The following is a 16587-nucleotide window of genomic DNA, read 5'->3' on the forward strand; positions in this document are numbered from 1 at the left end:
AGAAGAAGAAAGTCTAGCAGATGTTTATTTAATTAGGGAAAGCAAACTTTATTACAAGAGACTTGAAATTTATGCGAAAAATATTTATAGCCAAATGACAAAAAGACTATATCAACCAGAATATGAAGTTTCTCCCTATGACATTCCTGAAGAGATAACAGAGCTACTTCACAAACAAGAAAATTAGTAATACTTCGGAGAGCTACTTCCGAAAATCATAACTGAAACTAAAACAACTTTCAGACAAGGATATTTCTCAAAAAGAACTAGAAGTTATCCTCAAACAAGTCAACAATTTTTACTTGACAATTATAGATAAAATTAAAATGATAGAAGAAGAAAGTCTAGCAGATGTTTATTTAATTAGGGAAAGCAAACTTTATTACAAGAGACTTGAAATTTATGCGAAAAATATTTATAGCCAAATGACAAAAAGACTATATCAACCAGAATATGAAGTTTCTCCCTATGACATTCCTGAAGAGATAACAGAGCTACTTCACAAACAAGAAAATTAGTAATACTTCGGAGAGCTACTTCCGAAAATCATAACTGAAACTAAAACAACTTTCAGACAAGGATATTTCTCAAAAAGAACTAGAAGTTATCCTCAAACAAGTCAACAATTTTTACTTGACAATTATAGATAAAATTAAAATGATAGAAGAAGAAAATATACCAGACAAGGTTGATAAATTATTTAATACCATGAAAAATGCGGGTGAAAAAATATCACAAGCATTACAAGAAAATGATGTGGATATTGACACCTTTAACAGTATCGAGAAAGAAACTTTAAACTTTGATTTGCTGGAGAAAGATATTGAAAAAATCCACACAAGAATTGAACAAGATGGATACTCTGTTTTAGGAAGTCATCTTATCCTTGATAACGAAAAAGACTTGATGGAAGTTAAAACTTATAGCCAAAAAGGAGAAAAAAGTTTTGTCAATACTGTAAGTGCTACAGTCAAAAAAGTAAGAAATATCCCTGCGGATATTCTAAATGAAATGAAGACTAAAGGTCGCGTTGAAATAAGTTTGAAATTTGATGATTAATTTGACTTTTATTTAATATGAAATTCCCTTAAAAAATTGTCATTACAAAGGTTGGAAAGCAATCCCAAATTCATAGAGATTGCTTCCTTCCACAAAGTGCATTGAAAAATACATTATTTTTGAGAACTGAAATATTTTTGCCTGGCTACTTACTACACTCTTTACCGAATAATTAAGACTTAAAGTCTCTCTTTTAAAGGAGAAACAAGAAAAAACTTTCCTTTTATTCAATCCTCTTCACTTTTAGGGATAAGTAATTATCAATTATCAATTATTAATTATCAATCATTGAACCTACTTCCTACTCAAAACATTCAAACAAAGAATTCTTTATTTCTATATAAACTATTTTGATTTAATAAAGGTAACTTTAAAGCCTCAATCCAATCTATCAATTGAAAATCTGTTTCTAAATCAGAATCATCATCCTTAACAGCAGTAATTAAAACCCGATCAACCGCTTCAGCAATAAAACTTTCAACTAACCAATCATAAGTCAAACCTAAATCTCGGTCAAACTCCAAAAAAATTACCCCTACCAAAGCCTCAAATATTTGAGCTAAAATTTTATTCTGCTCACTTTTATGCTTCCATTTATAACTTTTTCCCAATAAAGAAAACTGCTTCAAATTTAACTCCTTAGCAAATTCAGCAAGCACTTTTCTGCTCACAATATCGCTTTCAATAACAGTAATAGTTGCTCCACCTAAATAAGAAAAATTATCTGATAAATAGTTACTAATAATCCTACAAAAAACCACATAACCTAAATTAGCCAAACCTTGATGCTCTAATGCTCTTTGTTTTTGTTGCGGCCTAATAATATTACTCCCATCGTAAATATAATTTGGATGAGTTAAAGCAATCTCTAATAACTCTGGATGCTGAAAGTCAGATAAAGAAATACTCCCGACGTAGCGCTTGGCGATCGCTTCCTTGGCAGCTTTGATATTTAAGCCCATAATATTATCTGTAACTCCATAAAAATGGGAATATAATTAATAATTACTACAATCTATCACTCACAAATTACAGAATAGTTAATAATTTCATCAGATTTTCTCAAGAAAAGAGTGATTTGCTGCTACTAAAAGTAAGGTCAAGACTAACAATTTTTCTAGTAGCTATGAGTAGCAGTATTTAGGTAAGCATTTCCTAAAATATAAACATCTAGTCATATAGAACCCCTAAGCGTATCTTCATAAATATCAAGTTTTTTTAGCTAGGAGTCAGGAGACAGGAGACAGGAGACAGGAGGTAAGAGGGAAGAGAGAAGAGAGAAGAGAGAAGAGGGAAGAGGAAAGATGTGGGTTCGTGATCATACAAAAAATTTAACACTCCTTCAGATGATTTTCGGTCAAAATTGATGCGCGAAAAGACTTGACTACCATAATTATATAGACCTCAAATGGGTTCTATAGATAAATGAAAATTATTCCAGTGCTATGAAAATTTTAGATTAATCGTAATAATTGTGAACTATTAACTTCTCCCTTAAATATTCTAATTAATTTTACCAAATAATTAATAATTAATAATTAAATAATTCGCGCCTTGAAGCCTCCCCTTTTAAGGGGAAAAAAAGCGGTCGAGGGATGGCGAGGTCTCCTCGCCATATCCAATCGACCAAGAAAAGAAATAATATTTCCTGATATTTAATCAAGGACGGTTTTAACCAGAGGTAATTATCAATTATCCATTATCAATTATCAATTAATAAACTACTGAACGCTTTTTAATATTCAGCAATTAACAATTAATAATTACCTCTTATTAAAACGGATAGGATTGACTAAAAGGATTTTTTGGGTGCATCTCATAGCAAGCAAAAATACTTTTTTCTTATCTATATCCCTGTTGCCTGTTGCCTTCCGGAGCTGTTGCCTAAAAGCGATAAATTTTTTGCTTTATTCTTGCATTGAGATGCACCCGATTTTTTTTATTTTATCCCCTTAAAAGGGTCCGCTTCAAGGCGTGAATTGTTGAATGAATAATTATTAACTATCAACTCTTAATTATTAATTATTCATTATTCATTATTCATTATGTTGTAATAGTCGTGCATTGCATTATTTTTGTTACGAGGTACAGCAGTGGGAGCATCTTGCTCCCATACCAACCATCCCTTGTTCCTTGTATATAATTACTATGCAGGTACCAATTATTCAACCACACTTATCACCTGTTACAAATTAAAATTTATCAAAATAATATGGGTCTAAAACCCCACCTTTTAAGGCGAAATATTTTTGGAGAGTTGCTCACGCATCCCCTACTTCCCCCCCTGGGAGGGGTTAGGGGTGGGTTAACTTCTGACTTCTGACTTCTGACTTCTAACTTCGTTAACTATTCTTATTCCTGATTAAATTATGTCTACAGAACTAAAACTTGTTAAAGAACATCAATGCTTCAGTGGCAAAGTTAGCTATTATTTCCACTCATCTTCAACCTGTAATATTGAGATGCGTTTTTCAATTTATATCCCTCAAAAAGCCAAATCAAAACTATTACCAGTATTGTATTTTCTCTCTGGTTTAACCTGTACTGAAGAAAACTTTATGGCTAAAGCTGGAGCACAAAAATTTGCTGCCAAATATGGATTAATTTTAGTCGTACCAGATACAAGTCCGCGCAATACTGGCATTAAAAATGAAAACGATAATTGGGATTTTGGTACAGGTGCAGGATTTTATATTGATGCCACATTAGAACCTTGGAAAAAGCATTATCAAATGTATAGTTATGTTGTTAAAGAATTACCAGAACTCATCGCTAAAAAATTTCCAATTCAGCCAGATAAACAAAGTATTTTTGGTCATTCCATGGGAGGTCACGGAGCATTAATTTGTGCTATAAAAAATCCGGCAAAATATCAATCTGTTTCTGCATTTTCTCCAATTGCGGCACCAATGCGTTGTCCTTGGGGTGAAAAAGCTTTTAGCAATTATTTAGGTGAAAATCAAGAAAATTGGCGTGATTATGATGCTAGTGAATTAATTTTAAATTATGGTTATAATCATCCGATTTTAATTGATATAGGAACTGCCGACCCCTTTTTATCCCAAAAACAATTATTACCAGAAGTATTTGAAGAAGCTTGTCAAAAAAAAGGAGTAAATCTAACTTTAAGAATGCAAAAAAATTACGATCATAGCTATTATTTTATTGCATCTTTCATAGAAGACCACATAAGATATCATGCAGAAGCTTTGAATTGAAGAAAGGTAAGCATTTCCTGCGGAATGCGGAGCTAACAGCAGTCAGCTATCAGCTATCAGCTTTATTACCTTTAAAGGAGAAAAAAGCAATTTTATCAAAGCTTCAGAGTACGAATATCTGGTTGAGAATGTAGTAGAAATTAAACGAATGCTTGCTTCATTAATTAAAAAGCTGATAGCTGACCGCTAATAGCTAAATGCTTACGAAGAAATACTTTAACTTCATCACAAACAGCAATATTATGTTCGCCTGAATACTAATAATTGAATAAGTGAAGAAGTCGATGGGGACTCAAACCCCAACCAATTGTAAACACTGTGTAGAAAGCGGGATATTCAACCCAAAAGAAAAAGATAAATAATTAGAGAGGAGTCAGGAAATAAGAGGATAGAAGTAAGGAAAAAAATAGAGAATGTAGAAATTATTTCTTCCTTACTTTCAATTCTTTAATTCTATTTATTAAAGCCCGATATGGAGATAATATAACTCCATAAATTTCAACCCAGACTTCAAAAAGTATCAACAAACAAGACTTTTTTGCTTGTACGTTGCAAATCAGACATACATTGCTAAACTTACCGAATAATTAAGGTTTAAAGCCTCTCCTTTAAAAGAGAAGCAAGAAAAATTTTTCATGATTAGTCAATCCTCTTCTTTTCAAGGAGAAGTAATAATTAATAATTAATTATTAATGATTAATTATTAATTATTAATTGTTGAACACTCCCCTACTCCTAGCCCACTGAAAATAGCTAATAGACTATCAATTACAATGAACTAGAATCTAAACTTTGAGCTTCCTCCTCCGTTTGAGGCAAATGTAATCCGCACTCCTGCTTAAGACCATGAAAACGAGTATCCCGTTCATTCTCATCTTCCACAGTCAAGGGACGACTAGAATGCCAATCTCCCACAGTAGTATAACCCAAATCGAAAAATGGATGATAAGGCAAATTGTAAGCAGTCAAATATTGGTATATATCCCTGGCATTCCAAGTTAATATAGGTAAAATCTTATATACTCCCGATTGCTGACCAATGCGGTTAAGACTCTTGCGGTGGTCAGTTTGGTCTTTCCGTAGGCCAGCTAGCCAAGCTTTAGCACCTAACTCTTTTAATGCTCTTTGCATGGGTTCTACTTTGCGAATTTGGTCATAGCGGTTAAGAGCATCAGCATTATTCTCAGCCCACAGTCGGCCATGTATAGCTTCCATTCTAGCGGGACTAATTGAAGATTGATATACTTTAAGACTCAGTCTCAATCGTTTAGTCAACTCTTCAGCAAATCTATAAGTTTCGGCTGGTAAATATCCTGTATCAACCCAAATGACAGGAATATTAGGTACAACGGTTGTAACTAGATGTAACATAACAGCAGCCTGGATACCAAAACTGGTACTCATAACTAAACCTTCTCCAAAGGTTGCATATCCCCACTTAACCAGAGTATGAGCATCTGCTTGGGCAAGTTCCTGGTTGACAACCTCAAGATCCAATTCTGGTGGATATGTAAAATTTTGCCGACCGTATTGTCCATTTTGGTTGACTTTGATTAGACTCTGTTGTGACATAGTTATTACCAATCAAATTAGTATAAGACTTTAAAGGTTAATCATACGTTGTCAGCAATCCTCATTGACATCCTCCCGACGCTGCTCTAACAGACAGCGCGGGATTCCCTAACATCACTGGTAGGAGCTTTCTGTTTCATAGCACCCGCCTTCTGGGATTTACTCCCTTCAGGTCTTACGGTCGCTCCACAGACTGACACTGCGAGTCCCGCAGCCAAAATGTTTATTGAAGCATTGATATCCCGATCGTGGTGAATACCGCATTCTGGACAATCCCACTCTCTTATACTCAGAGGCAATTTGTCCACTATGTGACCACAATTAGAACAACGCTTAGAACTAGGAAAGTATCGGTCAATCACAATTAATTCCCGTCCATACCATTTAGCCTTATAATCTAATTGCCTGACTATTTCTCCCCAATTAGCATCACAACCCACCCCTCTTGCTCCCCTCCCGGGAGGGGATGGGGGTGGGTTGTGATTTTTCACCATGTTTTTTACTGCCAAATCCTCAACCACAATAGTTTGATTTTCTCTAATTAGTTGGGTTGTCAGTTTATGGGTGTAGTCAAGTCTTGAATCTTTGATTTTTGCATATATTCTGGCTACTTTAAGCCTAGCTTTCTGATAGTTATTAGACCCCTTAGTTTTTCTAGATAGAGACTTCTGAGCTAGCCTCAATTTTTTGTGTAATTTGTTGAGATTTTTAGGGTTAGTAACTTTTTCTCCATCGCTAGTAGTTAAGAGGAACTTGATTCCTAAATCAATACCAATTTGTTTCTGGACTAGCTTGAGAGTTAAATCTCTAGGATCATTGATTCTCAGAGACACAGACCATCTACCAGAGGGGTCAAGCTTCACTGTAATTGTGCTTGGTACACAACCTGATGGTAATTGCCTACTCCATCTAATAGGTAATGGTTCAGCACATTTAGCTAGATAAACTTGACCATTTTTCCACTTGAAAGCAGACTTTGTAAACTCTGCACTACCACCATTTCGCTTTTTCTTGAAATTAGGATACTTAGCGCGTTCACTAAAAAAGTTGCTGAAAGCAGTTTGTAGATGTCTCAAGCTTTGCTGTAGTGGTACACAGCTAACTTCATTGAGAAAATCTAACTGCTCCTCTTTCTTCCAAGAGGTAAGCATAGTTGAGGTTTGAGCATATCCTACTCGCTCTTTGTTCTCATACCAGGCAGTAGTTCTGGCTGCTAAAGCTTTGTTATAGATGAGGCGTACACATCCCAATGTTCTCCGCAACAGATTTTCCTGTTCTGGAGTTGGGTAAAACCTAAATTTGTAAGCTTTTTCAACCATCTACTACTTACCCAGAGTTGTTCACTGTTTAACATATTGTGTGTTAAACCGCAACATTGATTGGTTTTCCTCCCGACGCTCTCCTTTTGTTCCCCCCGCATCATCGGGCGGCGAGGTGGGATGGATAGCGCTGCTCTCCAACCAACGTTGAGATTAAAGTTCCTTATATAATATAGTCATTAATTTTTGACCACAATTTCGTCGCGTATTATACAGTACATAAAGATTGAAGATATTTGACTTGACTTGAGTATATATGACTATATTTATGTAAAACGTTTATTATACATTCAGATTACCTTGTGTTACAAAATGCTTTTTTCTGTTATAATTCATTATCGTTATTTAGCTTAACGCTAAAACTTATTTGCGACTTAAGCTCTCCTGTTTGAATAAAGACTCTAGCCTAGACCAAAACCCCTCGCTCAAAGATTCAAACTTTTTTTGAAGTGAATAAACTGCTTCTAAATTACAGCGCTTTTCATTTAACGTTTAAGTAGACTACAAAATTCTTTTAGGTTATGGAGTCCAAGAATACTTTGGCCAGTGGAGTCTGTCTATATTAAAAACCACTATAACCTTTTCAATAGAGGACAAAAAAAAGACCAACTTTGTCAAGCAGGTCTAAATAAAAATTATTTTCCGTTGTTATTTCTGCGAGATTAACAAGCAAGCAACTGCGTGTTCCCAAGTTCGCAGCGATTTGCGGGTTATATATCTCACAATGTCTATATTACTGATTGTAACAAACTATTGAGCAATTTTTGGAAAATTTTTTAATTTTGTATCCCAATTAATTGTGCAATATGGGTTTCAGCCCTTTGTGGTTTACCCCAAAAAACCTGTTCTTGCTTATATACAACCATACCAGGTTTAGCACCCTTGGGCTTATAAACAAATTTAGGTTTGGTATAAATAACTGGGACTATTTCACTCTGACGGGCACGACTATAAAAGGCACTGATATCTGCAACAAACTGTAAATCAACTTCATCTGGTATTGCCCCAGCATCCAGTCGCAACAAAACATGACTACCAGGAATTTCTTGAGTATGAAACCACAAATCATAATCTCCCGCCACCCGAAAAGTTAACAAATCATTTTGACGATTATTACGGCCAACCAATAATTCAAATCCACTGGGAGTTTCGTAACGGTAAAATTCTGTATCCTTTTTATTATCTTGGTGATGTTCTGGAGCTTTAAGGTAAGCTTGCTGAATTAACTCATCCCGAATTTCTTCAAGAGTGCGTAAATCTTCTGGAGTTTGGTAAGTATCTAACTGAGACAAAAAAGCTTCCACTTGCTCCAAATAATCAATTTCTGCTTGGACTGTCGCTAAAAGGGGTTCCACTGCCACACGCGCTCGTTTCAATTTTTGGTGCTTTTTATAAAGACTTTGGGCATTTTGCACCGCATTTTTCTCTGGGTCTAACTTGATGACCATCGGTTCCCCAGTTTCAAAGTCACAGAGAGTAATGGCTTTCATCCCCGGTTGCCATTCGTGAAGATTGGCCATAAGTAAATCAGCTTGCGATCGCAAAAATTCTGCCCCATCCGACTGGTCTAAACGTTCAGAAAAAGTGTCAGCCTTTAGCTGTAACTTAGCCGTAATATTTTTAAGTTTTTGGCTAATTTGATGATATAGTTGACTAAACTCTTGCTGATTCAGCTGTCCAGTATAATAATCATTCAATAATTCCTGGACAGTATCAACAGATTCTATACTTAACCAACCCGTTACAGTGTATCCATTTTCTGTCCAACCAGGATAAAATTTGGAATGCTCCAGATTTTTTAACCATTCTTGCCAACTTTTAAATAATTTTTGCCAGTCCGAAGCACTAAGGTCATTAGTAGACTGTTGAGGGTCTAGTCCTAAAGCTTCAATCATTGGCTGTACTAAAGCCTTACTGAGGCCACGGTAATTTTTAATTAAATTTCGCCACAATACACCAGGTATTAAACTAATTCTTTCTTGCCATTCTTGTTGCGTTTCTTGCAAATTAGGAATAGGGTTAGTCAGAGAAGGGGGTAGTTCATAAGGTTGACCTGTTTGAATTTGACGAAGACTAGACTGTTGACTATTCACTTGGTGGGCACAGGTAACAACCAAATTATCCGCAGTGGTCAGAATAACATTGCTGTACTTGGTCATAACTTCCACATAAAGATGCCATAGAGGTGCTTCTCCAGGACGTTTCGCAAATTGGAAGTCCAGTACCCTTTCCCAAGGAGAAACTTCAACAATAGCTATTAAAGCTAGTCCCCCTAGTTGGTGTCGTAATTGTTGACTAAAAGTAAAAGTATCAGGGGCGCGAGGTGGAGGATCGCTGATACAAATACGGGCCCCTTGGGGATGCCAGGAAATGTCCAACCAACCACGTTTTTTGAGAGTTCGCAGAGCAATGGTAATAGTAAAGCGATCGCGCTGATATACTTGCTCTAAACGTGCTGGTAGCCATTTAGAACAGAGTTCAGAACATGAAGCTATGAGAGTTGTATAGTCAACAGGTTGCACAGTTAGCTTTCAGTTAAAAGTTCAAAGTGAAAAAACTATGATATAAATTTATTGTCTAAAAACAGGATTTTTGATTTTTCAGGCGACAATCTTTAAATAATTTTTATTGCTTTTGTCATGTAAATTTAGAGACTTGTAATATTAAGTTTGGTTGACAAATAAAGATTAATTATTTTACCCTCTTTTCTGCTCTCAATCAAAATTTTTAGTATAAACACCAATTATTTGATTGAGCAGGTTTGAGAATTATTCATAACTATAAATGTTTATTACTTCTATAATGACGGATCTAGACTTGATGTAAAAGCCTGATTTAATGAATAAATATTTTTATGTGCTTTCTTCTTATATGGCAGTCGAAGGAAAGGGTGCGGACATATCAAAAGCTTGAAACTCAGACAACGCAAAATTTTTCCTTCTTCCTTCTTACTTCTTCCTTTTGCCATAACTGAAAAACTTTTTATATATGATTTGTATAAGCTTTATTTTTTCTTTTGCGGGTTGAATACTCCGCCGTCAACTAAGGTGCTAAAAATTGTTTGGGGTGATCAGACACTAAAGTGGCCATTCCTTGGCTATCCCCATGCAATTAGACCTTCTGCCTTCTGCTTTCTGCCTTATTCAAGTCCCTTATTGCATAATCTGTCATGGATATCCAGTTAATTAATATTGGTTTCGGTAATATAGTTTCTGCGAATAGGGTCGTTGCAATTGTTAGTCCAGAATCTGCCCCTATCAAGCGAATGATTAGCGATGGCAGAGAAAGAGGCCAATTAATTGACGCTACTTATGGTAGGCGTACCAGGGCAGTGATTATTACAGATTCTAATCATATTATTCTTTCGGCAATTCAACCTGAGACAGTGGCACATAGATTTATATTTAACAATAAGGATAGTTAATAGTTAATTGTAGTAATTAATGTTTAATTTTCCAGAATTTGTTATTAATAACTAAAAGTTTAGTTATGCGGGTTGGTACTGCGATAAAAATTTATGCAAACTGGTAAATTAATTGTTTTAACAGGACCTAGTGGTGTAGGTAAGGGGACTTTGGTAAAATCTCTCCTAGAACGTCATCGAGAATTAGTTTTGTCTATTTCTGTCACTACCCGTTGTCCTCGACCTGGAGAAGTAGAAGGAGAAAACTATTACTTTGTAGACCGCGATAAATTTCAACAAATGATTGAAACTAAAGATTTATTAGAATGGGCTGAGTTTGCAGGTAATTTTTATGGCACACCACGTCTGCCAGTTATTGAAAATATTAAACAGGGTAAATTAGTATTATTGGAGATTGAGGTACAAGGGGCAAGACAAATTAAACAGACTTTTTCAGAAGCATTGCGTATTTTTATTTTACCTCCTTCTATGAGTGAATTGGAAAAAAGATTGCGGGATAGAGGACATGATTCGGAAGAAGCGATCATCAAGCGTCTAGAAAGGGCAATTAAAGAGGTGGAAGCTGCGGGAGAGTTTGATGTACAACTTATGAATGATAACTTGGAAATGGCTTTGCAAAATTTGGAGAAAGTATTATTTGACTGAAATTATAGGTAGTTCAACAATTAATTATTAATTATTAATTATTAATTATTAATTATTAATAATCACCTCTTCTTTTAAAGGAGAGAATTAACTAAAATGATTTTTTTCTTCTTTAAAGCAGAGGCTATCAACTTTAATTATTTGGTAAAGAGCGAATAAGATATGTTTACTTCATATAAATAATTGCTGAAAAAATTACTGAAGCTGAAAAAATTACTGAAACTGAACCTGATTTATTACTTAATAACTGAAGTTTTCAATAAAAAAAGCATTATTTTAAGGAATTGCTATAATTTCCAAGAAGCGTGAGGTACAAAATTAATCATAATTTTTTTTACTCTGATTGTAGCAGTCGAAAGATAAGGTTAGGAAAGATCGACAGCTTAAAACTCAGACAAAGCAATATTTTTCCTTCTTGCTTCTTGCTTCTTGCTTCTTGCTTCTTGCTTCTTGCTTCTTGCTTCTGCTATATCTTTAACTCTTTGCTAAAAATTTTTTTTGTGTATTCTTTCTCTCTACAAATATGATATGATTTACAATTGTTAATATTTGTGGTTAAACAAAATGTACATTCATACTTTTTTTGATTTTCCTGTCTACACAGTCATTCAGTTAACATTATTTTTCTCTATTGTCTTGGGAATTATTTTTAAAGATATGTTGGAGTATAAATTAACACTATGGCTGAAAAACAAAGTCTCTCAAAAGGAAATAGGCTATCAAACACCTAATCTTATTACTGCTTATTTGAGCATGACTTTATTTATCTTTTTATGTGTATCAGCTAGTCTTTCTATCTTTAATATTGTTGAATGGTTATCTATTGTCATGGGCGCAATAGTGGTGTTTCCAACTGCCTTGTTGATTTGGGTACAATTAGGGTCAATGTTTGAGTTGGTCGAATCTAAGGGAATAGCATCTATTAATATTGAAGAATATATGCCTGAAGAAAAAAAAATTAAATCAGGAGAAAATGCTAATCAGTAATTACTCATATTTTGGAGTAAATTATTATGACAATTAATCAAAGAAAATCTGCCAATAATTAAGGTGAATAAAATTACTATCGATAGTAGTTACCCCAAAATATATTGGCTGAGTCGAACTAAAATATGAAAAGTACAATGTGGTTGCTATATTTTTGAGGAATTTTTTTATAAGTTTCTATGCAAAATTAATTACCGAATAATTAATAATTAATAATTAATAATTAATAATTAAATAATTCGCGCCTTGAAGCCTCCCCTTTTAAGGGAAAAAAGCGGTCGATCTTCGTAGCTTCCCGAAGGGTGGGATGGCGAGGAAACCTGCGCCATATCCAATGGACCAAGAGAAAAGAAAATATTCCTTATATTCAATTCTGTAACGGTTAAAATCCGAGGTAATTATCAATTATCAATTATCAATTATCCATTATCCATTATCCATTATCCATTAATGAAAGGTCCTATTGACTTCCTGTTCCTTGTTCCCTGTTCACTCTCTCAACTAGGAAATTTATTTTGCACGACGACTTCGACTACTTAGATATTTATAGAGTCATAGTTTATAAAAAACAACTTGCTAGAAAAAGGAAATCTGAAAGCCTTATACATAAAAAATTTCTCTCTAAGTCTTGATAATTTCTAACTTGATAACTATAACTACTTATACTAAAATATTAGAAGCAATACATAGGTTTGCTATATTCTTTTGAACCAAAGATTAAGATTAAATTGCGAATTAATAAACTTATTTTCTAGCTAAGTGAAACAGAGCCTATATCTAGATATTTTCAATGAAAGTAATACAAGTAGTTTGCCTATTCATCTCAATTGCAATAACAGAAAAAACTCTACTAATATATAAAGTTATATAAAGCAAATTTACTTGCCAAAAATAAACGTTGATGGTAAGCTCCTGATGAGGTTGTTATAAAAATAACCAATCAATTAATCAATGTCCAGTAATCAATGTCCAGTTAAACCTGCGAAAACAGATTTTAACTTAGACACTTAGACAAAATTTGGTGAGGTAGTCATGCGTCTTCCAAAATATACAAACTTGGCAAGTGGTTGCTTGTCAATATTAATTACATTTGGAACAATTTATCCGGCGATCGCTGCTCCTGAAAATGAGAAAGTTGCCCAAAGGGAAAGAACTAGAGCAGGGGGAGCAAATCAAATGGAGATTGTCGGTTATATTAAAGGTATTATCGGTAATGTAGTCACAATTCGAGTAGATGAAGAAGCCGAATTAGGCATTCCTGGCATTGCACCTAATGATGGTGAACCTACTTACGTCACAATTCCTGAAGAGGAACGTGGTCAACTACGAACTCTATTTTTTTCTCCTAGACATACAATGGAAATAGCAGGTCTAGTACCTGGAATGCGGGTCTATGCAATTGTGGGCAAAAAGAATGACGATCCTGAAGACCCTTGTGGTTGTATAGACTTTTTTAAAGTCATCCCAGATTATAACTATGAACGGGTAGAAGTTCAGTTACCACAATACAATTTCCAGGGTCCTCCTTCCTTAGAGTTTCCACCACTTCAGCCACCACCTCCTATTACACGGCCTGCCCCACCACCACCTCCTGTCAGAGGATTGTGGTAATGTTAGCCCATAAAAAACTCTATAATTAGGTCTGTAATGCCACTATATAAGATTAGTGGCATTATTTATTTTAGTGTAATTGAGGCCGTTCGAGCTCAAGTCGTTTCTCCAGGGCAACTCCCAAGATGATGTCTATAACTTTTTACAGATTTTAGTCAACAGTTGTTAACTCTTCATCTCTAACAGGACTAACCAATATGTAATTTATAATAGAGTCTTGGATAGAGGGAAAAATTAGGAGGTAAGTTTAGGCTTGTTTGATATCAAATGTATTAAACTCCATTTTACCTCATCTGGGGACAATTATTATTCCGGACTTCACATAAAAAATAGTGCTATTTGAAAATAAACTTAATAATCAATTTAGTCCATATCCTATATTGATTGTCTAGTCAAAGAAATATGATGAAGTGACAACTGATAAAAGCAACGGCAAACTAGCTGAATCCAAATATTTACTATTATAAAATTTAGGTTTTTTTAGCTATAGCTAAAGTGATAGCTTTTTTTCCTATCTAGTTGATTAGTAATAAAAAGATATCAGTAAAAATATAGGGTATAGCTTTTGTGCTGTAGCTAAATATCAATAAAGTTATGAATGTTGATTTATCTATCTCTTTTGCCTCAAAATTTTGTTGTATCATAGGATTGACAACTTTTGACACTGAATATTTTTTATGATAAATTCATCCATTATTACCAAGACTACCTAACCTAAAGACATACTATATCCCACTACAAAATGAAACTAGAATCACATCAGTTTATTCGCTATTTTGAACCTGAGCAAGCTGCACAAATTTCCCAGATTGCTATTATTAAAAAATTTAATCCCCGAGAGATTATTTTTGAAGAAGGTGATGATTCAGATTCTTTATTTTTAGTTCTAGAAGGTGAAGTAGAAGTTAGTAAAAGGAGTGGTGAAGGGAATAATTATGTTGTGATTACATCTGTTCAATCTAATGGTTATTTGGGAGAGTTAGGGATTATAGATAGAAAGCCAAGAAGTGCTAGGGTAGTTACATCTCAGGAAACAGTTTTGGCGAAAATTTACTATGAATCTATAACAGAGATATTAGCTAATACAAAAGGAGATTTAGTCTTACAAATTTTAAGTTTTTTATCTCAAAGATTGCGAACTGTGACGACTGATTACGTCAATCAATTAGCTTATAAGGAGAAAATGACTTTGATTGGAGAGATGGTTAATACTATTATTCACGATTTTAGAAGCCCTTTTACTGGTATTCAATTATCAAGTTCAATGTTAAAAGAACTACATCCTGATCAAGAAAGTCAAGAATGGTGCGATTTAATTTCAATGCAAGTTCAGAGAATGTTAAATATGGCAGAAGAAGTGCTTGCTTTTTCTCAGGGGAATACAACATTATATTGTCAGTTAATTGATATTGCTAAACTCTTACAAAATTTTGCTAAGTTAAACCAGGTTTATATTGATTTTTCTTCTGTAGAATTGATAGTTTCTGTTGAAGAGGGTTTAATAATAAATGCTGATGAAAATAAAATTAACCGTGCCCTACAAAATTTATTATCTAATGCTGTAGAAGCTCTGGATCAATCTGAGGGCAAAATAGAAATCAGAGCTAGAAGAAAAGATCAATTAGTTGAAATTACTTTTTCAGATAATGGGCCTGGCATTCCTCAAGAAATTCAGAATAAATTATTTGAAGCTTTTGTAAGTTATGGAAAACAGGGCGGTATTGGATTGGGAACTGCTATTGTTAAGACAATTATTGATGCCCATAATGGGAAGATTTTTTTTGAATCAAGTCCATCTACTGGTACAACTTTTTATCTTCATTTTCCCATAGCTAAAGTAGATTGAATTGGATGATCTTAATTTTGAATAAAGCCAAAAAATTATCGCTTTTAGGCAACAGGCAACAGGCAACAGGCAACAGGGAATATATAAGAAAATTAGTATTTTTGCAAATATGAGATGCACTCATTGAATTCGGCAAAAATAAATTTCAATATTCACTGGTTATTTCAGTTATCAGTTATCAGTTATCAGTACCTCTGTAATAAAGACGGTTGACATCAGGAATATACTATCTTTTTATCCCCTTAAAAGGGGAGGCTTTAGATCACAATTTTTCGGTAATATTTTAATTTTTAACTTTTGATTTAAAACGGAGTAGGGAGTAGGGAGTAGAAAATCAGTTATCAGTTATCAGTTATCAGTTATCAGTTATCAGTTATCAGTTATCAGTACCTCTGCAATAAGGAGACTTTACATTTCAGTTATCAGTTATCAGTACCTTTGTAATAAGGAGGCTTTACATTTCAGTTATCAGTTATCAGTTATCAGTTATCAGTACCTTTGTAATAAGGAGGCTTTACATTTCAGTTATCAGTTATCAGTTATCAGTACCTTTGTAATAAGGAGGCTTTACATTTCAGTTATCAGTTATCAGTTATCAGTACCTTTGCAATAAGGAGGCTTTACATTTCAGTTATCAGTTATCAGTACCTTTGTAATAAGGAGGCTTTACATTTCAGTTATCAGTTATCAGTTATCAGTTATCAGTACCTTTGCAATAAGGAGGCTTTACATTTCAGTTATCAGTTATCAGTACCTTTGCAATAAGGAGGCTTTACATTTCAGTTATCAGTTATCAGTTATCAGTTATCAGTACCTTTGCAATAAGGAGGCTTTACATTTCAGTTATCAGTTATCAGTACCTTTGTAATAAGGAGGCTTTACATTTCAGTTATCAGTTATCAGTTA

13 protein-coding genes are annotated in these 16587 nt (G+C 34.1%); 9 read left to right on the forward strand and 4 right to left on the reverse strand.

From position 1 onward, the window contains the following. From F6K23_RS03865 to F6K23_RS03875, 3 genes are all read left to right on the forward strand, one after another. A partial coding sequence (locus F6K23_RS03865) for a hypothetical protein (protein WP_293150807.1) occupies nt 1-187 on the forward strand: 187 nt, incomplete at its 5' end. A gap of 139 nt (nt 188-326) precedes the next feature. After that, complete coding sequence (locus tag F6K23_RS03870; RefSeq protein WP_293150809.1) at nt 327-518, forward strand: hypothetical protein; 192 nt, start codon at nt 327-329, stop codon at nt 516-518. Nucleotides 519-657: 139 nt separating this feature from the next. Further along, on the forward strand, nt 658-1059 hold the full coding sequence (locus F6K23_RS03875; protein ID WP_293150811.1) for a hypothetical protein: 402 nt from the start codon (nt 658-660) through the stop codon (nt 1057-1059). A 314-nt stretch (nt 1060-1373) separates the two neighbouring features. On the opposite strand, the gene F6K23_RS03880 is transcribed toward F6K23_RS03875, so the two are convergent. Continuing rightward, the gene (locus F6K23_RS03880) at nt 1374-2021 is read right to left on the reverse strand and encodes a ribonuclease III domain-containing protein (protein ID WP_293150813.1); all 648 of its coding nucleotides are present in this window, start codon (nt 2019-2021) and stop codon (nt 1374-1376) included. Nucleotides 2022-3428: 1407 nt separating this feature from the next. On the opposite strand from F6K23_RS03880, the gene fghA reads away from it, so the two are divergent. Then, nucleotides 3429-4277, forward strand: a complete 849-nt coding sequence (fghA, locus tag F6K23_RS03885) for an S-formylglutathione hydrolase (protein ID WP_293150815.1) — start codon at nt 3429-3431, stop codon at nt 4275-4277. Nucleotides 4278-5045: 768 nt separating this feature from the next. Here fghA and F6K23_RS03890 read toward each other — a convergent pair. The 3 genes from F6K23_RS03890 to F6K23_RS03900 all read right to left on the reverse strand — a co-directional run bounded on the left by F6K23_RS03890 (nt 5046) and on the right by F6K23_RS03900 (nt 9690). Then, nucleotides 5046-5849, reverse strand: a complete 804-nt coding sequence (locus F6K23_RS03890; protein WP_293150817.1) for a phosphoadenylyl-sulfate reductase — start codon at nt 5847-5849, stop codon at nt 5046-5048. An 86-nt stretch (nt 5850-5935) separates the two neighbouring features. After that, entirely contained in the window at nt 5936-7168 is a 1233-nt protein-coding gene (locus F6K23_RS03895; protein WP_293150819.1) for an RNA-guided endonuclease TnpB family protein, read from the reverse strand. A 776-nt stretch (nt 7169-7944) separates the two neighbouring features. Beyond that, nucleotides 7945-9690: an NFACT family protein gene (locus tag F6K23_RS03900; RefSeq protein ID WP_293150821.1), complete on the reverse strand. Its 1746-nt coding sequence runs from the start codon at nt 9688-9690 to the stop codon at nt 7945-7947. 647 nt (nt 9691-10337) lie between these two features. Between F6K23_RS03900 and remA the strand changes: the two genes are divergently transcribed. From remA to F6K23_RS03925, 5 genes are all read left to right on the forward strand, one after another. Further along, nucleotides 10338-10592, forward strand: a complete 255-nt coding sequence (remA, locus tag F6K23_RS03905) for an extracellular matrix/biofilm regulator RemA (protein WP_293150824.1) — start codon at nt 10338-10340, stop codon at nt 10590-10592. 93 nt (nt 10593-10685) lie between these two features. Continuing rightward, nucleotides 10686-11237 (forward strand): guanylate kinase, encoded by a 552-nt coding sequence (gene gmk / locus F6K23_RS03910; RefSeq protein ID WP_293150827.1) that lies wholly within the window; start codon nt 10686-10688, stop codon nt 11235-11237. 564 nt (nt 11238-11801) lie between these two features. After that, a complete protein-coding gene (locus F6K23_RS03915; protein ID WP_293150830.1) occupies nt 11802-12224 on the forward strand; it encodes a hypothetical protein in 423 nt (140 codons plus the stop codon). A gap of 1032 nt (nt 12225-13256) precedes the next feature. Then, nucleotides 13257-13835 carry a hypothetical protein gene (locus F6K23_RS03920; RefSeq protein ID WP_293150833.1) on the forward strand — a complete coding sequence of 193 codons (579 nt, stop codon included), beginning with the start codon at nt 13257-13259 and terminating at the stop codon, nt 13833-13835. Between the two features lie 742 nt (nt 13836-14577). Next, complete coding sequence (locus F6K23_RS03925) at nt 14578-15681, forward strand: ATP-binding protein (RefSeq protein WP_293150836.1); 1104 nt, start codon at nt 14578-14580, stop codon at nt 15679-15681. Nucleotides 15682-16587 lie beyond the last annotated feature (906 nt).

The sequence above is a fragment of the Okeania sp. SIO2C9 genome (assembly GCF_010672455.1).
In the GTDB taxonomy this organism is placed as follows: Bacteria; Cyanobacteriota; Cyanobacteriia; order Cyanobacteriales; family Microcoleaceae; genus Okeania.